Source organism: Spirosoma flavum, from assembly GCF_042686045.1.
Lineage (GTDB): Bacteria > Bacteroidota > Bacteroidia > Cytophagales > Spirosomataceae > Spirosoma > Spirosoma flavum.
In genome coordinates, this window is sequence record NZ_JBHUOM010000002.1 from 647,784 (window position 1) to 668,941 (window position 21,158).

19 protein-coding genes are annotated in these 21,158 nt (G+C 45.9%); 9 read left to right on the plus strand and 10 right to left on the minus strand.

Annotated elements, in window-relative coordinates; genetic code table 11:
- Positions 1–580: 580 nt before the first annotated feature.
- From ACFS25_RS08155 to ACFS25_RS08165, 3 genes are all read left to right on the plus strand, one after another.
- Entirely contained in the window at positions 581–922 is a 342-nt protein-coding gene (locus tag ACFS25_RS08155) for a hypothetical protein (protein ID WP_381498470.1), read from the plus strand.
- A gap of 93 nt (positions 923–1,015) precedes the next feature.
- Positions 1,016–1,432 (plus strand): BLUF domain-containing protein, encoded by a 417-nt coding sequence (locus ACFS25_RS08160; RefSeq protein ID WP_381498472.1) that lies wholly within the window; start codon positions 1,016–1,018, stop codon positions 1,430–1,432.
- A 261-nt stretch (positions 1,433–1,693) separates the two neighbouring features.
- Positions 1,694–3,490: an ABC transporter ATP-binding protein gene (locus tag ACFS25_RS08165; RefSeq protein ID WP_381498475.1), complete on the plus strand. Its 1,797-nt coding sequence runs from the start codon at positions 1,694–1,696 to the stop codon at positions 3,488–3,490.
- A gap of 58 nt (positions 3,491–3,548) precedes the next feature.
- On the opposite strand, the gene ACFS25_RS08170 is transcribed toward ACFS25_RS08165, so the two are convergent.
- The 5 genes from ACFS25_RS08170 to ACFS25_RS08190 all read right to left on the minus strand — a co-directional run bounded on the left by ACFS25_RS08170 (position 3,549) and on the right by ACFS25_RS08190 (position 8,558).
- Positions 3,549–4,097 carry a hypothetical protein gene (locus ACFS25_RS08170; RefSeq protein ID WP_381498478.1) on the minus strand — a complete coding sequence of 183 codons (549 nt, stop codon included), beginning with the start codon at positions 4,095–4,097 and terminating at the stop codon, positions 3,549–3,551.
- Positions 4,098–4,165: 68 nt separating this feature from the next.
- Entirely contained in the window at positions 4,166–4,963 is a 798-nt protein-coding gene (locus ACFS25_RS08175; RefSeq protein WP_381498480.1) for an FkbM family methyltransferase, read from the minus strand.
- Positions 4,964–5,072: 109 nt separating this feature from the next.
- Positions 5,073–6,026 carry a sugar ABC transporter substrate-binding protein gene (locus ACFS25_RS08180; RefSeq protein WP_381498483.1) on the minus strand — a complete coding sequence of 318 codons (954 nt, stop codon included), beginning with the start codon at positions 6,024–6,026 and terminating at the stop codon, positions 5,073–5,075.
- Between the two features lie 22 nt (positions 6,027–6,048).
- Positions 6,049–7,035, minus strand: coding sequence for an ABC transporter permease (locus ACFS25_RS08185; protein WP_381498485.1), 987 nt, complete (start codon positions 7,033–7,035; stop codon positions 6,049–6,051).
- A 5-nt stretch (positions 7,036–7,040) separates the two neighbouring features.
- Positions 7,041–8,558: a sugar ABC transporter ATP-binding protein gene (locus ACFS25_RS08190; RefSeq protein WP_381498487.1), complete on the minus strand. Its 1,518-nt coding sequence runs from the start codon at positions 8,556–8,558 to the stop codon at positions 7,041–7,043.
- Positions 8,559–8,631: 73 nt separating this feature from the next.
- Here ACFS25_RS08190 and ACFS25_RS08195 point away from each other — a divergent pair, with 73 nt between their 5' ends.
- From ACFS25_RS08195 to ACFS25_RS08205, 3 genes are all read left to right on the plus strand, one after another.
- The gene (locus ACFS25_RS08195; RefSeq protein WP_381498490.1) at positions 8,632–9,414 is read left to right on the plus strand and encodes an MBL fold metallo-hydrolase; all 783 of its coding nucleotides are present in this window, start codon (positions 8,632–8,634) and stop codon (positions 9,412–9,414) included.
- A 143-nt stretch (positions 9,415–9,557) separates the two neighbouring features.
- On the plus strand, positions 9,558–10,811 hold the full coding sequence (fucP, locus tag ACFS25_RS08200; protein WP_381498493.1) for an L-fucose:H+ symporter permease: 1,254 nt from the start codon (positions 9,558–9,560) through the stop codon (positions 10,809–10,811).
- A 36-nt stretch (positions 10,812–10,847) separates the two neighbouring features.
- The gene (locus tag ACFS25_RS08205; RefSeq protein WP_381498496.1) at positions 10,848–11,864 is read left to right on the plus strand and encodes a zinc-binding alcohol dehydrogenase family protein; all 1,017 of its coding nucleotides are present in this window, start codon (positions 10,848–10,850) and stop codon (positions 11,862–11,864) included.
- Positions 11,865–11,890: 26 nt separating this feature from the next.
- Here the strand turns inward: ACFS25_RS08205 and ACFS25_RS08210 are convergent, their stop codons facing one another.
- The 3 genes from ACFS25_RS08210 to ACFS25_RS08220 all read right to left on the minus strand — a co-directional run bounded on the left by ACFS25_RS08210 (position 11,891) and on the right by ACFS25_RS08220 (position 15,840).
- A complete protein-coding gene (locus tag ACFS25_RS08210; RefSeq protein ID WP_381498500.1) occupies positions 11,891–13,144 on the minus strand; it encodes a DUF819 family protein in 1,254 nt (417 codons plus the stop codon).
- A gap of 103 nt (positions 13,145–13,247) precedes the next feature.
- On the minus strand, positions 13,248–14,945 hold the full coding sequence (gene ggt, locus ACFS25_RS08215) for a gamma-glutamyltransferase (protein ID WP_381498504.1): 1,698 nt from the start codon (positions 14,943–14,945) through the stop codon (positions 13,248–13,250).
- Positions 14,946–15,156: 211 nt separating this feature from the next.
- Positions 15,157–15,840: a hypothetical protein gene (locus ACFS25_RS08220; RefSeq protein WP_381498505.1), complete on the minus strand. Its 684-nt coding sequence runs from the start codon at positions 15,838–15,840 to the stop codon at positions 15,157–15,159.
- A gap of 159 nt (positions 15,841–15,999) precedes the next feature.
- On the opposite strand from ACFS25_RS08220, the gene ACFS25_RS08225 reads away from it, so the two are divergent.
- Together ACFS25_RS08225 and ACFS25_RS08230 are read left to right on the plus strand one after the other, a co-directional pair.
- Complete coding sequence (locus tag ACFS25_RS08225; protein WP_381498507.1) at positions 16,000–16,752, plus strand: LytR/AlgR family response regulator transcription factor; 753 nt, start codon at positions 16,000–16,002, stop codon at positions 16,750–16,752.
- Positions 16,753–16,886: 134 nt separating this feature from the next.
- A complete protein-coding gene (locus tag ACFS25_RS08230) occupies positions 16,887–17,336 on the plus strand; it encodes a YybH family protein (protein WP_381498510.1) in 450 nt (149 codons plus the stop codon).
- A 77-nt stretch (positions 17,337–17,413) separates the two neighbouring features.
- On the opposite strand, the gene ACFS25_RS08235 is transcribed toward ACFS25_RS08230, so the two are convergent.
- Positions 17,414–18,946: a malate:quinone oxidoreductase gene (locus ACFS25_RS08235; RefSeq protein WP_381498513.1), complete on the minus strand. Its 1,533-nt coding sequence runs from the start codon at positions 18,944–18,946 to the stop codon at positions 17,414–17,416.
- A 177-nt stretch (positions 18,947–19,123) separates the two neighbouring features.
- Between ACFS25_RS08235 and ACFS25_RS08240 the strand changes: the two genes are divergently transcribed.
- Positions 19,124–20,068, plus strand: coding sequence for a DUF2279 domain-containing protein (locus ACFS25_RS08240; RefSeq protein ID WP_381498516.1), 945 nt, complete (start codon positions 19,124–19,126; stop codon positions 20,066–20,068).
- 126 nt (positions 20,069–20,194) lie between these two features.
- On the opposite strand, the gene ACFS25_RS08245 is transcribed toward ACFS25_RS08240, so the two are convergent.
- The gene (locus ACFS25_RS08245; RefSeq protein WP_381498519.1) at positions 20,195–21,085 is read right to left on the minus strand and encodes a helix-turn-helix domain-containing protein; all 891 of its coding nucleotides are present in this window, start codon (positions 21,083–21,085) and stop codon (positions 20,195–20,197) included.
- Between the last annotated feature and the right edge of the window lie 73 nt (positions 21,086–21,158).

A 21,158-nucleotide genomic window follows, 5' to 3' on the forward strand; every position in this document is an offset into this window, starting at 1 on the left:
ACGTTGATAGAGAACGCATGACGACTGTATTGCGCGTTCGATGCAATTGTTAAGACAGACTGCCTGTTTGGAAAATTGCGTGAAGGTATAACCGCAGTTAACGTGTTTCCAAATCAGGCTGACTGCGGCTATATGATGAACCAATTCCGACCGGGCTATCCAAAGTTTTGTAGAATAAGTATGCTTATGCTGCGTTGGTTTACCAGATTACAGTGAATCGATTCATAGAATTTGAAAGAATAACTCACCAAAGTGAATTATTCTTTATTTTATTTGGATGATACATAGTATCCAGGCCGTTAATTTTTTTAACATTTAATTTACGACTACATTCAATATAGTGTAAACAAACTGATTACCAAAAGGTTGCCGTATTGTCTAATCGGTGACATATTCTGCATCCACTTACTTGCTCTTCTAAATCGACAGTTAGCACTCTTTACTACGTCGATCATGAAATTTCTATCCCCTCCGGCTATCGATGCCATTTAAATGAAACGAGTATCTTCTCGTATTGCTAACCGGCTTAAGAGCTTGGTACACAAGATTTTCTTTCCTCAGACCTCTTAAAAACGTACCGATGAAATCTATTGTGGAGACAATTAAATATCAAGACTGGGCAATAAAGGGTCAAGATTGGTCAATTAGCGAATGGCAAATTCAATTTTTATTTTCCGACCAGCAGCTTCAAGAAGTCAAGAAATTATCAAGAGTAGACAACTGGTATGAAGATCCAATTGTAGCAGATACATACATTGACCGGCTTTCTACTTGCTTTAACAGTATCAAGAAATTTCACACCACATTTGGTAGCCTACCCCAAATTGGTGACCGGTTGTTTGATGATGATTTGGGTATGATTATTCAGAACCGAGCCATTGATGGAGATGTAATGACCATTACGTTTACACTCAGCATTTAGTCAACTATGCCTTCGTAAACTAGTATCTGGCCCCGCTCGGCTTATCAGGTAGTCATATCCTGAGCAAAAGTGATTAAGTAATTTACTACCTGAATGGAATATTGTATTGTTTATATTAGTTCGGCTTTTCTATCTGAAGAAGAGTTAAACCTAATCATGTATCAAAGTCAAAAAAAGAACCGTGCTTTAGGTATTACCGGCGTTTTATTGTACTTCAATGGCAGCATTATTGAAGTGCTTGAAGGGCCGGAAGAAAAAGTAGAAGCCTTATACGAAGTCATTAGTCAGGACAGTAGACATACCCAACTAATTCAATTATACGCGAATCCTATTGAACGCCGATCCTTTCCGAACTGGTTTATGGGCTATAAAACAATATCGGCTATAGAGCTGGAGCATCTAAAAGACGTAGTGCCATTTACAGAAAACTCAGTGTCTGAGACGCTAAATGAGGAAAATGTTATCCTGGCAATGGTGAAACTGTTTTATAAGAACAATTATTGGAATTAACCTTTATTATCTGCTTGGTATTAATTAAAAATGAAGGTATAAATCAGAATACCCCACGCAGGTTATTGACAATTTTAATTAGTTGCTGTGCTTAACGGAACAAGTATGGATGTGGTCAATAGCGGTCATTGAAGCAAAATTTTGGTTTTAGGTAATGAATGCGTCAACTAATTGGTTACGTGTTTGACTCGTATTCAGTAACGTCTAACCTACCTATAGTTACTACATTTACTACCCTATACAACCACCGATTTTGTATTTATGCAATTACTATACTCCTATCTGCGCCATTACTGGGGCTTGCTGGCCCTTGCCCTGTTCTTAGCCACCATCAACCAGGTTTTCTCGTTACTTGATCCTTATATTTTCCGCAAAATCATCGATCAGTTCGTCGTTAAACCTGGTGGAGAACTACCGACGGTAGGCTTCTGGGAGTTTTTGAGCGCCGGGGCTGGCGTCCTGATTTTGCAGGCTTTAGGCGTAGCTATGGTTAGCCGTATCGCCAAAAACTTTCAGGATTACTACGTCAACGTCATCACCCAGCGGTTGGGTGCCCGGCTCTATACCGACGGACTTCGGCACTCGCTGGAGTTGCCTTATCAGGTGTTTGAAGACCAGCGGTCGGGGGAGACGCTAGGTAAGCTCCAAAAAGTGCGGGCTGATGTAGAGAAGCTCATTCAGTCGTTCGTCAATGTATTATTTACGTCCGTTGTCGGCATTGTATTTGTCATGTGGTACGCCAGTACCGTGTATTGGCCCATTGCACCCGCTTATTTCCTGACTATTCCGCTACTTGGTTTCGTAAGTTCGTTGCTAAGCCGAAAAATTAAAGTGGTTCAAAAGACCATCGTGGCTGAAACAACGGCCCTGGCAGGATCAACCACCGAAAGTCTGCGTAATATTGAACTCGTTAAAAGCCTTGGTCTGGCTCAGCAGGAAACCGAACGCTTAAATGCGACAACTGAAAAAATCCTGCGGCTGGAGTTAAAGAAGGTTCGCTATATCCGTTCGCTTTCGTTCGTACAAGGTACGTTTGTGAATCTGCTTCGTAACGCTATTATGCTGCTCATGTTATTCCTGGTTGTGCAGGGACGCATTACGGTTGGTGAGTTTTTCTCGCTCTTTATTTATTCCTTCGCCATTTTCGGACCCTTGCAGGAGCTAGGTAACATTATCAATATTTACCGGGAAACAGAAGCATCGCTGGCCAACTTTCAACAGATTCTCGATACTCCGCGCGATGTAAAACCACTTCATCCACAAGCAATTAATAACATTAAAACTCTCGCTTTCAAGGATGTACGGTTCAAGCATCTTTCAGCCGATGTCCCGGCACTCGACGGTATTTCGTTTACGGCGAAACTTGGCGAAACTATCGCCTTTGTAGGTCCGTCGGGTTCTGGTAAAACAACGCTGGTGAAATTGCTGGTGGGCCTTTATCAGCCTTTAGCTGGCAAAATACTATATAACGGCATCCTCGGTTCGGAGATCGATTTAGACGAGTTGCGCGAGCAGATTGGATTCGTTACGCAGGATACACAACTTTTTGCTGGTACTATTCGAGAAAATCTACGTTTCGTCGCACCCCAGGCTACGGACGACGAATGCCTGTTGGCCTTGCATCAGGCTGCTGCCGATACCCTTCTCAACCGGGCTCCGCAAGGACTTGACACCGTGATTGGCGAGGGCGGGGTGAAAGTTTCTGGTGGTGAGAAACAGCGTCTGAGTATCGCCCGCGCGTTGTTGCGTCACCCAACCTTGCTCGTGTTTGACGAGGCTACATCGGCCCTGGATTCGCTTACTGAGGAAGAGATTAGCAAAACAGTACGTCAGCTTTCGGGGTCGCGGCAACACATTACTATATTAATTGCCCACCGCTTGAGCACTATTTTACATGCCGATCGAATTTTTGTACTGGAACGGGGCCACGTTGCCGAAGAGGGTGGCCATGCTGAACTCCTGATGCAGAAAGGGCTGTATTATGCTATGTGGCGGCAGCAAATTGGCGAACGCAAAGAGATATCACTGCCTGAACAAACATCCTTGCCAGTAAACTAGTGTCGGTTTAACTAATTGCACCACTATCGGACTATCAGCACTAAGGGGGGAAATAGAATTAGAAGTCTTTGATATCTTTATGAGGTTTCCACGAAGTTTTACTTTGCTCAATCTTTGTCGCCTGACCCGAACAGACCCGGCAAAGATACACGACCTCTAAAGACCATCCTTTATCGACATTACCAACCGAAAAGCTGATCTGAGTTCTTGGCGTTAGCCAGACGACATTCCTGATATCACCCAGAAAGGAGGCTTTTCCAGGACCATATTTCTCCGTTAATAGTGCCTCGAAATCAACAGATGCCGCAAGTACATCATCTTTGGTAATGGACGCGGTGGTATAATAATAATAGGATGCAGACAGTAGAGAATCGCCATTAAAATCGTATTCGAGACCAACTTTCCGATCCACAAGAGGTACTTGGGTATAGATTACTTTATCTTTCTTTGTAGAGGATGGCTTGGCTCTTTCGGCTTCTTTAACCTGTTTTGGCGTAAAGCCCCAACGCACATTACGGACATCAGCCGTTGGTTGCGCATTGAGGTGACCAACGGTCGGCAAGAGCATCACGACAAGTAAAAAGAAACGTTTAGAAGGGGTCAGCATAATCGTTAGGCTTGAAGACACAGCAAAGTCATTGCAAGATACGCTGACTGATCTGGTAAATTACTCCTCTACATAGTCTCTGTTTCTTTTGCTTTTAGGCCATTATACACGTCTTGTCGAATGAATGTACGTTTCATCGCATCTGTGGAATGGACTAATACATAACCTGCTTTTTTGAGTTTAGCACAAGAATTTTTTATTCGAAAATGAAAGGATTTATCGTTGGCATTATGAACTTCATCAAACTCGACGAGAATGATTTTAACAGCTAACTTATCCTCAAGCAGTGTATCTATGACCGCATATTCAGCGCCTTCAATTTCCAGTTTTACTACATCTACTTCGCTGTGTCCCAGGGTTTTCATCAAATTGCTTAAGCGATCAACCGGAGCTTCTATATAATTCCCCGACTCTTTAAATAGGTATACAGAATGGGAAGCATAGTTTTCGCGTTGGGGCGCATAAAATCGTAGCGTTGTTTGGTGATCCCAAACGCCAATCGGCACGAAGGTGATCGTTTTAACCTGTTCGTTTGTAATCCGATAGGTAAAAGGCACCTCATTCGCCAACGTAAGGGGTTCACCCCGTTCAGTGTAGTCGTTTAGCTGTTGAAAATGATTGATACCTTCAGGAGTTGGGTCGAAAATGTACACCTGCGCATCATAAATAACTTTGAGCTCCGTATCAAATGAAATATCATCCCCAGCCCCAACACAGTAACAAATTGAGTTGCTAGTCAGCCACTTATCCGGCAGGTGGTAGCCGTGGAATTCGGAGCCTATATGGACCAGATGGCGCAGTGGTTGTACGCCCTGTTGGGGATGAATACCGATTATCTTTTTTGCCAGTTGCGAAAAATTCTCCATTATGACTATAAACGGGGCAAGCAGGTGGGCGATTTTGACAAACAAGATGATTGAAAGCTACCATCAAGCTCTCTAAGCTAACAGATGTTTATCAATTCTCTCCATACGACTACTTCAAAAATTTGTCCAAATTGTCTTTGGTGACCAACTGAAACGGGATAAGTGTTTCTTTATCATAGGCTTGCCCTTTAGCTGCCTTGATAGCCGTCTCAATAGCCTTAGCCCCTTGCTGTTCGGCATTCTGAAAAACTGTAGCGTCCAGCGTTCCTTTTTTTACCGCTTGTAAAGCATCTGGAATCGCATCAATGCTGACAACGATAATCTTGTCTTTCAGGCCCGCGTCTGTCAGGGCTTTTACTGCGCCCAAACCCATTTCATCATTATGGGCAAAAACTGCGTTGATTTTTGGGCCAAATGATTGAATCCAGTTTTCCATTAACGACATCGCCTTGGCCCGATCCCATTCGGCAGTCTGATTGGCAATGAGCTTCAGGTTTGGGTATTGTTTCAGAATTTCCCGTGCGCCCTGTTCTCTTTTTAGTTGGGCGGCCTGACCCATGTAGCCGTGAATCATCACTACATTTCCTATGCCGCCCAATTTGTCGGCAATGTATCTCATGGCTATTCGAGCCGATTCCACGTCGTCGGAACCAACAAACGCCGATGGTTTTGACCTTGTCTCCGAGTTTACGTTGATAATTGGAATCTTTGCGGCTAACGCTTTGGCTACCGCTGGAGAACTGGCTTCCACTTCGCACGGATTCATGATGATTGCATCCACCTTTTGTGCAATAAAACTCTCGACCTGTTCGACCTGTTTCAGTGCTGATCGTTCTGCATCAACGGTAAGTAACTCAATACCTGTCTCCTGCGCTTTCTTGACCATTTCGTCATGCACATTGACGATGAACTCATTCTGCATGCTGAGCATGGTAACGCCCACAACGAGTTTCTTGCTGCCGTCTGTTTGGCTTTTTTCGCTGGTAGTTGCCTGATTACAACTAGTAAATAGAACCGAAATAAAAAGTGCAGTGCTAAAGAATGGTGAAGATATCCGTCTCATTATATACTGATTGTGCTGTTGATTATTCGTTACTGGATTGATTTACACTGTCCAAAACCACGGCTCCGATAATGATGATTCCCATCACTACCTGCTGGTAATAAGATGTTACGTTGAGCAAATCTAGGCCATTGCTGATTACGCCAATTAATAACGCGCCAATCAAGGTGCCTGTCATCGTTCCGGTTCCGCCTGATGTGCTGGTTCCACCAATAATTGCAGCCGCAATAGCGTCAAGTTCAAAACCCGTTCCGGCGTTGGGTTGCCCTGTTGTAATGCGGGATGTCAACAGAATACCGGCCAATGCAGCTAAGCCACCACACAGTGTGTAGACGATCATTTTTACTTTATTCAATTGGATACCAGACGCTTTAGCCGCTTGTTCGTTGCCGCCAACAGCATAGATGTAGCGGCCCAGAACGGTTCTTTTTAGCACGATTGAGCAGAGGATAAAGAGCCCAATCAGGATGATAATTAGCGTTGGTATGCCCAGAATTTTGCCACCACCAATGAAATTGAACGAATCGGACAAATTAGATACCGGACGGCCTTTGCTCAATATAAGTGCCAGCCCCCGGCCAATTGTCATCGTGCCTAATGTGACGATGAAAGGCGGAACGTTGCTTCTGGTAATGATGAATCCGTTGAAGGCACCAAAAAGTAAACCGGCAGATAATCCCATAAGGATAGGAACCCCCACCGGATACGTATCCGGGTGAGCGAAAGAAGCCGCCACGACGCCTGTGACAGCAACCATCGACCCAATTGACAAGTCGATGCCGCCCGCTATAATGACAAACGTAACGCCAAAGGCCAGCAAGGCATTAATGGATACCTGCGTCAAGATGATCATCAGGTTCTGAATGGTCAGAAACGTTGGCGTCAATAGCGAAAGAGCGAGGCAGATTAGGACAAAGGCAATGATAAGTCCGAATTTGCCAATGCCTCTGATACGAGTTTTGTATGAATTTCCAGTCTGCGTAAACTGAGTAAGAATGCCGTTTTTCATTAATTTTAGTGAGATGTTGGCGAGTAGGATTGCATCGCATAACGCATAATAGTTTCCTGGGTAGCTTCTGCCCCTGAAAGCATGGCGGTTTGTTTTCCTTTTGACAGAACAAGCACCCGATCACTCATGCCCAGTATTTCGGGAAGCTCTGATGAAATCATAATGACAGCTATGCCGCTGGCGGTCAACTGGTTGATTAGCTTATAAATTTCAGCTTTGGCGCCTATGTCAATGCCTCGGGTTGGTTCGTCGAGGATGACCAGAACCGGTTTAGCCAGCAGCACCTTTGCGATAACCACTTTTTGCTGGTTTCCTCCACTGAGATAAATCACTTGTTGATTCAGGCTGGACGCTTTTATTTTTAAATCAGCCATCATAGTGGTGGCTGTTTCATTCTCCCGTTTAGACTTGATAAATGGCCCACTCACCAGTGTCGATAAGCTCGCCAACGTGATATTGTGCTTAACCGACAAGCGGGGGATAAAGCCGAATTGTTTCCGGTCTTCACTAACGTAGCCTATCCCATGCCGGATGGCCTCATGCGGAGAGTTGATTTTTGCCTTTTTGCCTTTGATGTATATTTCGCCACTCGTAAAGCGATCTAATCCAAAAATTGTCCGCGCGATTTCGGTTCTCCCCGCACCCATCAGCCCCGCTAGTCCAAGCACTTCTCCAGCATAAACATCAAAGTTGATAGTGGAAAAATGACCGGTTCTGCTGAGGTTTCTAACCGACAGAATCTTTTCTCCTTGGGGACTAAAGTTGGTTGGAAACAGCGTATTGATTTCGCGGCCAACCATCAGTGTTATCAGCGTAGTTACATCAAGTTCAGACGCTGGTTTTGTCACGATGTATTTGCCATCTCTTAGCACCGTGATAGTATCGGCGATGGCAAATATCTCCTCCATCTTGTGTGAGATGTAAATAATAGCTACTCCTTTTTTGGTCAATTCACGGATAATACGAAAGAGTGTAGCAACCTCTTTACTGGATAGGGCGGAGGTCGGCTCATCCATAATAATTATTTTGGCATCGTTCGAAATAGCTTTCGCAATGTCTACCATTTGCCTTTCTGCCACGCTCAAATACTTCATTTTTACAGTGGGTTGGATACTTACGCCCATCTGCTCAAGAAGTTCGCCCGCCTGCTTCGTTAGCTTTTTGTCGTCCAGCCAGCTAAACAACCCGCTATTCGTTTCCCGACCCAGGAATATGTTCTGAGCAACGGTCAAGTCGGGGACAGCCAGAATCTCCTGATGAATCATTGACATACCCTTCTTTAGTACGTCATTGACATTGCTGGTCTTTAGGGCTTTACCGTCAAAAATAATTTCACCGGAATCGGGCGTCTGCAAACCAATCAGCAGCTTCATAAACGTGGATTTGCCCGCTCCATTTTCACCCATTAAAGCATGAACTTCACCTTTCCGTACGGCCAATTGAACGTTATCCAGCGCCTTCACCCCCGAAAATGTTTTCGTTAGTCCGGATACCCTGAGAATATACTCCTGATTGATAGGCATAACCTAATGACTGGTGGCAACTGTGAATCGTACAAGGAACTTAGTGGCAAATTTTACCCTTTCCTTAGTACTTATGCACTTGTTCATTACCTCCTTAAATTCGGGCAGCAACGGAAATTGTTATTATGTCGGGAATGAAAAGGAAGCTGTTTTAATCGACGCGGGTATCTCTTGCCGGGAAACCGAAAGGCGTATGCTGCGACTTGGCTTGTCACTCGACAAGGTGAAGGCGATTTTCGTTTCTCATGAGCATAGCGATCATATTCGGGGGATTCCTCAACTGGCGAAGAAGTATCAATTGCCGGTTTTTATCACACCAGATACCCTGAATAATTCAGGTTTGCCGCAGAAAGGCTTTCCTCTTCGCCCGTTGCGGGGGTATGAACCCGTCTGGATTGGGGAGCTTTGTGTTACCGCTTTCCCGAAGTTTCATGATGCGTCTGACCCGCATAGTTTTCTTGTAGCTGGTCAAGACACCAATGTGGGCGTATTTACTGATATTGGCGCCCCTTGTGAGCATGTCATTCACCACTTTAAGCAATGTCATGCTGCTTTTTTAGAAGCAAATTACGATGAAGATATGTTAGAGAAAGGACGGTATCCGTATTTTCTCAAGAACAGAATCCGGAGCGGAAAAGGGCACTTATCCAATCAGCAGGCGTTGGCTCTTTTTAGAACGCACAAGCCTTCTTTCATGAGCCATGTACTGTTGTCTCACTTGTCGAAAGATAACAATTGTCCGCAACTGGCAGCAGATTTGTTTACCCCCCATATGGATAATACCGAGATAATTGTCGCTTCCCGCTTTGAGGAAACGCCGGTATATAGGATTAGTGCTACGAACGAAACGCGTTGAATACGGTAGTCGGCGAGATAAATTAATAGCGTTTACTGATTAGATAATTCACCTTTTCATCTCTAGTCATAAATACCTTCCCGTTGTAGTAGTCGATAAGTGGTAGCGGTTGTTGAACGGCCTGCTTATTTAATCTTGATCTTATGTCTGATCGTAAAACCCGGCTGGCCATCATTCTGATTACCTCGCTGTTTTTTCTGTGGGGATTTGCCCTCAATCTGAATCCAATTCTGATTCCTCATCTCAAAAAAGCCTGTCAACTGAGTGATGTTCAATCCGCCTTAATTGATTCGGCTTCCTACATTGCTTATTTTCTGATGGCCTTGCCCGCGGGGTTATTTATGAAGCGGTACGGCTATAAATCAGGGATTACACTTGGTTTGCTACTCTTTGCATTTGGTACGTTTTTGTTTTATCCGGCGGCTGAACAGCGGCTGTTCGGCTTTTTTCTGGTGGCCCTGTTCATCATCGCCAGCGGATTGACATTACTGGAAACGGCTGCGAATCCCTACATTACAGTGCTGGGCGACGCTGAAACGGCAACCCAACGACTGAATTTTGCGCAGTCGTTCAACGGGCTGGCTGCTTTTCTGGCTCCACTCATGGGCGGCACGTTTATCCTGTCGGGCAAAACCTTATCCGAACAAGAACAGCAAGCAATGTCGGCTAGTCAGCTTAATGCTTATCTGGCTAAAGAAGCGGCTTCGGTAGAAATTCCCTTTCTGGTCATTGGTATTGTTGTTTTGCTGGTCGCCCTGTTAATCTGGCGAACGCCGTTACCCGACATTATTGAAGAAGCTGACACCTCAGAGAGAGCCAAAGGATCAATTTTTACTGAGAAAAACCTGGTGCTTGGGGTCATAGCTCAATTTTTCTATGTGGGTGCTCAGGTATGCATTAGTAGTTTTTTTATTCGTTTCTCGGATCGCGTGGCGGGTGTTGACGAGAAAACGGCGGCTTTGTATTTGTCCGGTTCCTTACTGGCATTTATGATTGGCCGCTTTTTTGGCACCTACCTAATGCGCTTTGTCTCACCGCCCCGGCTACTGGCCATTTACAGCATCTTAAATGTTATTTTGCTCTTTGTAGCTATCCTGACGCACGGCATGTTTCCAATCTATGCGCTGATTGGCGTCGAGTTTTTTATGTCCATTATGTTCCCAACCATTTTCGCCTTGAGCATTCGGGGGTTAGGGTCAAAGACTAAAATTGGCTCCTCACTAGTTATCATGGCTATTGTGGGTGGCGCGGTTTTCCCCGTCATAATGGGCCGCATTTCGGATTTGACGACCATCCAAACCGCTTACATTGTTCCGGCCCTGTGCTTTTTGATGGTTTTCTATTTCGCGCTGAAAAACAGTACCGTAAAGAATGTAAAACTGGTGGCTTCTCATTAAATACTTACGCGAGCCAGTTCAACTAGACACCCCAATATGGACTCATTAGTGTGTATAACTCCCCGTCAGTTTACGTACAAACAAGCCACAAAGCCCGTTTTGATGACCGGACAGGCTATTCTGAAGATCAGACGAATTGGTATCTGTGGTACGGATTTGCACGCCTTTGAGGGAACACAGCCTTTTTTTAATTACCCTCGAATTTTGGGCCATGAGTTAGCCGGTGATTTGGTTGATGCTGATGGAGCACCCGATTTTATGGTTGGCGAAGCGGTTACATTTATTCCCTACTTCAACTGCGGTTACTGCATTGCCTGTCGCTCCGGCAAGCCCAATTGCTGCGTTCGGCTTCAGGTTAGTGGCGTTCATATTGATGGCGGTATGGTCGAATACCTGTCCGTGCCGTCTTATTCACTGGTGCATGGCGCGGGTTTGAGCCACGATGAATTGGCACTGGTTGAACCCCTGGCCATTGGTGCTCATGGCGTTCGTCGGGCCGATATTCAGCCGGGCGAGGTAGTGCTGGTGGTAGGTGCTGGACCCATTGGATTAGGGACGATGGAGTTTGCCCGGATTGCAGGCGCTACAGTCATTGCCCTTGATATTAACGACGGTCGCTTGGCCTTCTGCCAGAATCGATTGGGGGTTAGTCATACCATAAATGCCCAGTCGACGGACGTAGCCGACCAACTTGCGGCTATTACCAACGGCGATATGCCAACGGTGATTATTGATGCAACCGGAAGTCTTCGCGCTATCAATACGTCGTTTTCATACCTGGCTCACGGTGGTCGCTATGTACTGGTTGGCTTACAGAAAGGGGATATTAGTTTTAGTCATCCCGAGTTTCACAAGCGGGAAGCCAGCTTAATGAGCAGTCGGAATGCCACACGGGCCGATTTCGAACATGTAATCGCCAGTATGAAGGCTGGTCTGGTTGACCCAACGACGTACATCACGCACCGGGTTGGTTTCGATCAGGTAGAAACTGAATTTGAAAGCTGGCTGAATCCGGCCAACGGCGTTATCAAAGCAATGGTGACACTAGCCTAGGTGAAAAGAGCCTTATTCCCAGTCTACTAATAAACGACCAGGCGCATCAGCCAGGCTGTAATTAATCCGCCGTAAGTGCCCAATACGTGACTCAGCACAGCCAGCAATACACCAACAGGAGCCAGGGCCGGATGGAAAATAGAGGCTACTGCTGGCGCGGTTGACACTCCGCCAATATTCGCCTGACTTCCAACCGCCACAAAAAAGTAGGGCGCTCGAATAATGCGGGCAGTGATGAGCATAACCGTAATATGAATGAGCATCCAGATCACCGCTACCAAAAACAAGCCCATGTTTCCGCCTAAATTGGATAGATCAAGGCGCATGCCAATGGTCATAATTAGAAAATAGACAAATAGCGTAGCCAGGTCAGTTGTGCCGAGTTTCTCGAGTTTTCGCAATCGGGTAAACGACAAGCCGATACCGAGGGAGGTAGACAAAATAACAACCCAGAGAAAATTGGATGTGAAAGGATCTAATCCGTAGGCGGCTAAGGGTACTTTGTAGGGTTGAAGGGTAGTCGAAATTACATAAGCCAGCGCGTGTGCAAGAGCCCCACCGCCAAATCCGAGAGCTAAAATGGTACTCAAATCCACCAGGTTGGCTGGTCGATCAGGCTCCTCTTTATAAGCCAGTATGCGCTGTTTTACTTCCTCAATTGAACTCGTATCGGCATGGAGCCATCCGTCAATTTTGTCTCGGTAGGCGGCTCCGTAAATTAAGCAGGCCGTCCAGGTCGTTGACACAACGGCGTCGACAACGAGAATAATAGCGAAAAGAGCTTCGCTGCAACCGTATATTTCTTTCAGGGCCAACTGACTGCTGCTGCCGCCAATCCAACTGCCCGAAATCGTAACCAGACCTTTCCAATAGTCATTGGCAATGGCCTGTTCGCGAAAACCAGGTAGTAGCCACATAACGGCTAACAGGGCAATTGGTGCGCCAATAATGATACCCACCGTCCCTGCCATAAAAGTAATCAGGGCTTTAGGGCCAAGTCGCAAAATAGCCCGTAAGTCAGCCGATGAGGTTAGAAGGACCAAAGCCGCTGGCAAAAGATAAGTCGTTGCCACTTTGTAGAGACTTGATTGCTCACCCGAAATGATTCCGAAACTATTCATCGTAGCCGGAAAAATATAGCATAGCAATAGCGACGGCACGTAGGTGTAGGCCCTCTTCCAGAAAGGATGGTCAGATTGAGACGTTTTGAAAATCAGCGTCAGTAATACTAAAAAAATGCCGAGGATGATGGCATCGTTAGTAATGATCGGCTCTTGCATTGAATGGAATGTTGTGTAGCCGGAAGGCCGCATAGCCGTAAGCTAATAGGTAAATGAAATTTTTAGCCTACAACTACGCGGTCTTCCGGCCACGCTACAATCACTAATAACCGGCTGACTGTCCATCTTTCCGGGACTCTGTAGCGCCGTGATAAACTTTGTTTTTAGCGTCGTACATAATCGCCTGATACCCACCGTACCCGCCAAGACCATAGCCTATCTTATGCCCTTTGCGCATCAAATCACGAATGGTTTCGTAGGGATAACCCGACTCCAAGGTAATTTGCCCGGAATCCAGCATTTTCTCGCCCGTTGGCTCCGACGATCCTGAATGGTCAATACGAGGAGCATCGCCAGCTTCCTGCGGATTCATCCCGAAGTCGATCATGTTCATGATAATCTGGACGTGGCCCAGCGGTTGGAAACCTCCACCCATCACGCCAAAACTCATAAATGGCTGGCCATCTTTAGTCACGAAAGCCGGAATAATTGTCTGGAAAGGCCGTTTGTGTGGAGCAAACGTGTTGTTCTGCCCATCGGTGAGGCTATAGAGTTCGCCCCGATCCTGAAACATGAATCCCAACCCGTCGGCGACCATTCCCGAACCAAATCCCCGGTAATTACTTTGAATCAACGAAACCATGTTGCCTTCCTCGTCGGCCACGGTCAAGTAAATAGTATCCCCTTGTTTCAGGGCTGGGTTGCCCGCATCGACACGACTGGCGGCCCGGTTAAGGTCAATTAGTTTCCCCCGTTCGGCGGCATATTCTTTACTAATCAGTTCCTTGACGGGTATTTTGGCAAAAGCCGGGTCAGCATAATACTTGGCACGATCTTCAAAGGCTAGTTTTTTGGCTTCGATAAAGCGGTGAATGTGTTCAGGACTACCCCAGGGAATTTTAGAAAAGTCATAGGGTTCCAGCAGATTCAGCATCTGTAACGTCGCGATGCCCTGACTATTAGGCGGCAATTCCCACACGTCGTAACCCCGGTAGTTGGTCGAAACGGGTTCAACCCATTCCGATGTATGGTCGGCTAAATCTTTTGCACTGAGATAGCCGCCTACTTTTTTCATGAAGGCATCAATGGTTTGGGCAATATCACCTTTGTAGAATGCGTCGCGGCCACCCTTTGCAATTTTCTCTAGTGTATTGGCGAGGGCCGGATTTTTAAATATTTCCCCGCGCTTCGGCGCAGCTCCCGTTGGTGCGTATGTCTCTTTTACATTCGGGTATTTGCCAAAACGATTGATCATCGTTGCCCAGGAAAGAGACGCTTCGTCGTGAACTGGGTAGCCTTCTCGGGCGTAGCGAATGGCGTGCGACAAAATTTTAGGCATGGGCGTTTTCCCAAATCGCTTGTGCAGTTCAAACCAGCCGTCTACGCACCCTGGCACCGATACAGGCAACGGTCCCTCAGACGGAATATGCGTTAGTCCCCGTTTTTGCAACTCGGCCAGTGTCAGGCTATAAGGTGATCGCCCTGAGGCATTCAGGCCATAGAGTTTTTTGGTTTTGGCATCCCAGACAATGGCAAACAGATCGCCCCCAATGCCGTTAACATGTGGTTCGACTAACCCTTCCATGGCATTGGCTGCAATGGCTGCATCAATAGCGTTGCCGCCTGATCGTAATACATCAATGGCGGCCTGGGTTGATAATGGATGCGAGGTGCAGGCCATACCGTGTTGCGCCATCACGACAGATCGGGTTGCGAAGGCTTTACCCATGAGCCGATCCTGAGCGAACGTCGGTGAGACGAGCGTTAACAGAAAACAGGCCGGCAGGAAGATTTTTTTCATAAGCAGGTTGTATGAGGTACTAAAACCAGTTGTGCCACGATTAATACACCGTGGCACAAGATAATGAAATGCTTATATATTTACCGAGTCACGCCTACTGTGGGTATAAGACAAGTTTATTTTTCGACAGGATTACAGGATTTTTATTGATTAAAAATCCTGTAATCCTGTCGAAAAAAAGAGACACAATCTGTGTCGATAACCACCCAGATCAAACTTGTCTTACATACTCTATCGTTTTATTACTTACCGAGATTGCCGGCTTTTTTCGCTCTCGTACTCGCTTCCAGATAAAATAAGCAATGATGCTCAGGCCAACTGCCGACGGTAAAATTTGGCTGTAAGGTTTATATTGGGGAAAGACTGTACCAGCAAAAGCAGAGGCAAGGGCGCTATAAGCCGACATCATTTTGTAGATGTGTTCGTAGAGCCACCACGTTCTGAGCCGCGTGAAAAGCCAAAAATGCTTTACTAAATCGTACCCTGCCACAAGGACCAATGCCGATAATGTTGGGTAGACCACTGCCGGAGACCAGTTACCACCCGCTACTTGCATCGACCTCAGGTATAGACCACCCACCACGACAACACTGATGGCCAGTAGCACGTCAAACGTAGAGGTCTGCCGATCGCGCAGTCGAACTGCGCGGTAGCCTGAGTAACCTACGTAACCAGCCAACACCGTTAATATGAGCAAAAAAGGATTGGATCGAAAAAAGAGAATACCGACAAAAGCCGAGACAACGACAATTGATAGACTGTACATAAAATAGCGTCCATACCTAATGTGTTGTTGAGGACGGTTCTGGTAGAAAAGAGCTACCAAACCGATGAGTAATCCGATCGTTCCGAAGAACACATGAATGATGATATTGGCCGTATGAAGCGTTTGCATTGGAAACAAATTTCTGGTTGTGTTGACCGGAGTGTTTCCAAAATTGAGCAGACATAGGCCACCCTGCAACACATACGTGACCAGGTGATTTTATCTGTGACGAACGCCTTTCATCACTCAATTGATGGCTGTACTGATTCTACGTCGTAATTTGGCTCAATGAAACGCAACCGGCTTCTGGATAATTTTGTCGTGCGTAACCTGCTGGGTCTACTGGCGCTGCTGTCGGTTCACTACCTCACCGACCTGTATGCTATAGGCCAACGACCGGGATTTTCTAAAGTGTCGCCTTATCTATACCTGCTCTTATTGTACGGCTGGCTGGTTTTCCATAACCGTATTTTATTCGACCGGCTGTTCCTGAAAGGCAGGAAAATGATCTACTTTGGCTGGCTGCTGCTGTTGATGGCGTTGGGGTCATTCAATATGAATTTCATTCTGCATACCGAGTTCAACATCTCTCGTTCGCTGCCTTACTTAGTCAACTTTTGGGTATACACCGTTACGGGTTTAGGCGTTTACATCACCTACCTGTATCTGCGCACACATCCGCAAGCGGTAAGTCTGTCAATACCAACAATTACTGATAGTGCAGTCGAATCAGGCAGTTTTTCGTGTGTAGTGGATGGGAACCGTCAAGTTATTTCATACGCTGACATTCAGTACATCGAAAGCCTGGAAAACTATTTGAAGGTCATAACGAAGCCAAAAATTTACGTTACCCGACTTACGCTGAAAGAAGCCGAGGAGCGATTACCAAAACGGCAATTTGTCCGCATTAGCCGGTCCTATATCGTGAACATGTCTCATGTAGATAGTACAGGGCCGGACGCTGTCTGGATTGGCTCAAAAGAGTTACGCATCGGTAAGGTGTACAAGCGATATGTAGCCGAGCAATTATCGGGTGACTAACTCCTTCAGGTTCAATAGATGCCTGTAAAGGAAAAAACAACCGTTTACTAAAGTGGCCGTCCTTTAACACAAAGGGGCGGGGTAATTAGCGGTTAATGTGTGAATTTAACTCTCATAACTAACCACTTACACCAATGCGTACTAATTTAGTGATGATTGCCCTGTTTCTACTGGCAAGCCTATCCGTGTTTGCTCAGAAAGACATGAAAGCCCCTATCATGGCGGCTAATCAGAAATTTATGGATGCCTTTTCAAAAGGAGCGACTACGCTGAACACGCTGTACACTACGGATGCGCAGTTGTTTCCGCCCAACAGCGATATTATTAAGGGCAACACCGCCATTGGTACTTTTTGGGTAGGAGCTTTTGGGTCGGGTGTTAAGAAGGCCAAACTCGAAACGCTCGAAGCTCAGCAGGATGGTAATTCCATCGTCGAAGTTGGCCGCTACATACTCTACGGCGCCAATGATGCGCAGTTGGATATGGGCAAGTACATGGTGGTCTGGAAGCAGGAAAACGGCGACTGGAAGCTTTACCGCGACATCTTCAACACCAGTACGCCACCAGCTACTGCCTCAAAGTAAAAACCTTATTTTCTACGTAGAATTCAGCCCGCACCATAGGTCAACCTATGGTGCGGGCTGAAATTTTTAACCCATTTCTATTTCTCTTCGCTGGTCGTGTATTCGTACGTACCCAATCCCAAAACTTCACTCGTCTGCTTTCTGAGTTCGTTGCCAAGTTGTGGGTTGTCGGCCAGAATCTGACCATAACTTGGAATCATTTCTTTAAGTTTTTGCTGCCAGACTTCGGTGGCTAGTTGTTCCGGGAAGCAGCGTTTCAATAGATCAAGCATAATGGAAACGGCAGTTGAGGCACCCGGCGAGGCACCTAATAAAGCCGCAATACTACCATCAGCCGCGCTGACCACTTCGGTGCCAAATTCTAGTACACCGCCCTCTTCATCATCCTTCTTAATGACCTGCACCCGCTGACCGGCAATCTCCAATTCCCAATCGTCCATTTGCGCATCAGGGTAATATTCCCGTAACGCATTCAGCCGATCTTCCGGCGATTGCATAACCTGCTGAATAAGGTACTTTGTTAAAGAAACATTGTGCAAGCCAGCCATCAGCATAGGCGCCATATTGCTTAGCTGAATGGATTTCGGTAGGTCCATATATGACCCACTTTTGAGGAATTTAGTCGAAAAACCAGCGTATGGGCCAAACAATAATTCTCGTTTGCCGTCAATCATGCGGGTATCTAAGTGAGGTACCGACATGGGTGGCGCTCCCACCGACGCTTTGCCATAGACTTTCGCCTGATGTTGCTCAATGATTTCAGGATTGACGCATTTAAGCCATTGACCACTTACGGGAAATCCGCCAAACCCCCGACTTTCAGGGATATCTGACTTTTCGAGTAGCCGAAGTGAACCACCACCGGCTCCAATAAAGATGAACTGAGTCTGAACATCGCGGACCTGATTGGTCGTCACATTCTCGACGCGCATTTTCCAGCCACCCAGACTTTTAGACCGCCACAGATCGCGCACTTCATGGGCAAAATGTAGATGAACACCCGGCATATCATACAACCGGCGGAACATGGCTCGGGTTAGCACCCCGAAATTTACATCCGTACCAATATCCATACGTGTAGCGGCTACGGGTTGCGATGGGTCTCGGTCTTGCATGACCAACGGCATCCATTCGGCTAGTTGGGCCGGTTCTTCCGAGTACTGCATACCGTGGAAAAGGTAGTTCTGCTGAAGAGCATCATACCGTTTGCGGAGATACGCCACATTGTCGTTGCCCCACACAAAACTCATGTGCGGAATAGACCGGATAAAATTGGGCGCATCGTTTAGGAAACCCTGCTGGATGAGAAAAGACCAGAACTGCTTCGACAACTCGAACGATTCTGCAATTTTAATAGCCTTCGACGGATCAATAGAACCGTCTTCCTGTTCGGGAGTATAGTTGAGTTCACAGAAAGCGGAGTGGCCGGTTCCGGCATTATTCCATGCGTCCGAACTTTCGGCAGCCGCGCTGTCCAGGCGTTCGTATATGTCGATAGTTATGTCGGGTTGCAGTTCTTTCAGCAACACACCTAACGTGGCACTCATGATACCAGCCCCGATTAACACCACATCGGGACCCTTTTCTACTATTTTATTGCGTTTTGCCATGTTATAAATAGGCCAGTATGTATTCGTATATAGCTACAAAATTGGAAGGTAGGATGTTCCGAAACCATTATTAATTGCTATAAACTTATTTAGGAACTACTCAAAATTGGCTTTGTGCTAAAAATCAAATGCATAAATGAGCTAAAGGCTAATCTAATTATTGGGTAATTTTGGTCCATGATATACCGAATTCGGGCCGTCGGATTACTTTGTTTGTGTATCCTCCTGCTTAGCCAATCCGTTCAGGCACAACCGTTACCAGTAGCCCCTACCATGTCCGACCCGTCGGGTATCAATCAGGGGCGATTTATTGGTGTGCTGGTAGGCACAGCGGCTTTTTATACCATTACGTTGCTCCTTCTGCGTAAACAATGGTACAAGAAAAAAGTCCCGTTTCATTCCTTCAACGACAATGCTGAATGGCTCCAGATGGATAAAGTTGGTCATGCGGCAACCGCCTATTGCATGAGCCGGGGTGGGTATGAACTGATGCGCTGGAGTGGTGTTAACGAGCAAGCCAGCATCCTGACGGGTGGTTTACTTGCCTTATTGTTTCAAACGACCCTCGAAGTTTACGATGGCCACGCCGAAGGCTGGGGGTTTTCTAAAGGGGATATGTTGGCGAACGTTGCCGGAACGGCCCTGTTTGTCGGGCAGCAGTACGGGGGCGGGCAGCAGGTGGTGAGTATGAAATACGGCTTTCGAAAAACAATTTTTCCGCCTTATCGACCGAATTTGCTGGGCAAAACCACAGGCCAGCAAATGCTGAAAGATTACAACGGACAACAATACTGGCTGTCGGTCAATCTGGCATCGGTGCTACCCGTTGGTCCATCATTTCCGCGCTGGCTAAACTTGGATTTGGGGTATAGCGGCAGTGGTATGACTGGTGGACACGAAAATCCTCCCGCAGTTGATAAAGAAGGTAAGGAAGTGAAGTTTGAGCGATACCGTCAATTCTTTATTTCGCCCGATGCCGATTTGTCGCGTATTGGTACATTTTCACCATCACTACAACGATTTATTGGCACGGCGCAGTTCTTCAAAATTCCGGCTCCATCTTTGGAATTTAATCGGGTAAACGGGCTTCGATTTCACCCGTTGCTATTGCCAAAAGAGTGAATCTGTTTAGTTTGGCATGTTGAAATACTGATACTGATTTAGTTAGATGAAATATGCAAGACCTGCCCATATTTCCACTTTCATAACTGTGTTGTTTACAACACAGCAGGATAACTGACCCATCTATTAATTAAGAAGTTGCTTCTTGAACATATTCGGACTAATACCAACCTCTTTCTTAAACAACCTGGAGAAATAAGATAAATTCTCAAAGCCTAGCGCATATGCAATCTCAGACACGGACTTGTCCTCACCTTTAAGCCGATTTTTAGCTTCCGACATTAAATAAATGTGGATATGTTCCAGGGCAGTTTTTCCGCTTTCCTGTTTTAATATGTCGGTCAAATAGCCAGGAGAAAGATGCAGCCGTTCGGCAATATACTGAACAGAAGGTGAACCTTTGACGCCTAGAAGTCCACTAGCGACGTACTTATCTATCTCCTCCGTAAATTTAGTAACGGTTTTGCTCGAAATTTCTGAGCGATTAATAAATTGTCTTTTATAAAAACGTTGGGCATATTTTAACATCGTATCAATAGTCGCCAGAATAATTTCGCGACTATACTCATCGGGATTATTATTGTATTCCTCTTCAATTTTGCGGTATAAGTCCCACGTTGTTTTTTCTTCTCTGGGTGAGAGGTGCAGCGCTTCGTTCGTTTCGTAATCGAAATAATGATATTTTTTTATGTCGGTGTGTAATACATGTCCATTCAGAAAATCTTCATGAATAAAGATCAGAAAACCATCTTCTTCGAAATGAAGATTTTTCATTTCGATAAGCTGCCGGGGTTTAAAAAATACCATAGATCCTGATTCATGATCGTATCTGCTGCGACCATATAGAATGACGCCGGATACTATCTTTTTGAGGCCAATCATATAAAAGTCGCTGGTAAATTCCCGATCACCCAGCGAACAGGTTCCATTACATTGGTAAATGCTGAACAACGGATTTTCGGGAGGAGGGAACCCGTTACCCCGGTGTAATTCACTCAGACTTTTATAATGTTTCATACCTTATTAAATAAATCACAATCTACACAAGTTCATTGAGCAGATTGTGATTTATAGGTTTAAAATGTTTCTG

What these genes read in the sequence shown, in the direction of transcription:
- ACFS25_RS08160 (WP_381498472.1), top strand. Translation starts at nt 1,016, where the DNA reads ATGGAATATTGTATTGTTTATATTAGTTCGGCTTTTCTATCTGAAGAA.
- ACFS25_RS08220 (WP_381498505.1), bottom strand. Translation starts at nt 15,840, where the DNA reads ATGCAAACGCTTCATACGGCCAATATCATCATTCATGTGTTCTTCGGA.
- ACFS25_RS08180 (WP_381498483.1), bottom strand. Translation starts at nt 6,026, where the DNA reads ATGAGACGGATATCTTCACCATTCTTTAGCACTGCACTTTTTATTTCG.
- ACFS25_RS08165 (WP_381498475.1), top strand. Translation starts at nt 1,694, where the DNA reads ATGCAATTACTATACTCCTATCTGCGCCATTACTGGGGCTTGCTGGCC.
- ACFS25_RS08225 (WP_381498507.1), top strand. Translation starts at nt 16,000, where the DNA reads ATGAAACGCAACCGGCTTCTGGATAATTTTGTCGTGCGTAACCTGCTG.
- ACFS25_RS08240 (WP_381498516.1), top strand. Translation starts at nt 19,124, where the DNA reads ATGATATACCGAATTCGGGCCGTCGGATTACTTTGTTTGTGTATCCTC.
- ACFS25_RS08185 (WP_381498485.1), bottom strand. Translation starts at nt 7,035, where the DNA reads ATGAAAAACGGCATTCTTACTCAGTTTACGCAGACTGGAAATTCATAC.
- ggt (WP_381498504.1), bottom strand. Translation starts at nt 14,945, where the DNA reads ATGAAAAAAATCTTCCTGCCGGCCTGTTTTCTGTTAACGCTCGTCTCA.
- ACFS25_RS08170 (WP_381498478.1), bottom strand. Translation starts at nt 4,097, where the DNA reads ATGCTGACCCCTTCTAAACGTTTCTTTTTACTTGTCGTGATGCTCTTG.
- ACFS25_RS08245 (WP_381498519.1), bottom strand. Translation starts at nt 21,085, where the DNA reads ATGAAACATTATAAAAGTCTGAGTGAATTACACCGGGGTAACGGGTTC.
- ACFS25_RS08195 (WP_381498490.1), top strand. Translation starts at nt 8,632, where the DNA reads ATGCACTTGTTCATTACCTCCTTAAATTCGGGCAGCAACGGAAATTGT.
- ACFS25_RS08235 (WP_381498513.1), bottom strand. Translation starts at nt 18,946, where the DNA reads ATGGCAAAACGCAATAAAATAGTAGAAAAGGGTCCCGATGTGGTGTTA.
- ACFS25_RS08175 (WP_381498480.1), bottom strand. Translation starts at nt 4,963, where the DNA reads ATGGAGAATTTTTCGCAACTGGCAAAAAAGATAATCGGTATTCATCCC.
- ACFS25_RS08205 (WP_381498496.1), top strand. Translation starts at nt 10,848, where the DNA reads ATGGACTCATTAGTGTGTATAACTCCCCGTCAGTTTACGTACAAACAA.
- ACFS25_RS08190 (WP_381498487.1), bottom strand. Translation starts at nt 8,558, where the DNA reads ATGCCTATCAATCAGGAGTATATTCTCAGGGTATCCGGACTAACGAAA.
- ACFS25_RS08210 (WP_381498500.1), bottom strand. Translation starts at nt 13,144, where the DNA reads ATGCAAGAGCCGATCATTACTAACGATGCCATCATCCTCGGCATTTTT.
- ACFS25_RS08155 (WP_381498470.1), top strand. Translation starts at nt 581, where the DNA reads ATGAAATCTATTGTGGAGACAATTAAATATCAAGACTGGGCAATAAAG.
- ACFS25_RS08230 (WP_381498510.1), top strand. Translation starts at nt 16,887, where the DNA reads ATGCGTACTAATTTAGTGATGATTGCCCTGTTTCTACTGGCAAGCCTA.
- fucP (WP_381498493.1), top strand. Translation starts at nt 9,558, where the DNA reads ATGTCTGATCGTAAAACCCGGCTGGCCATCATTCTGATTACCTCGCTG.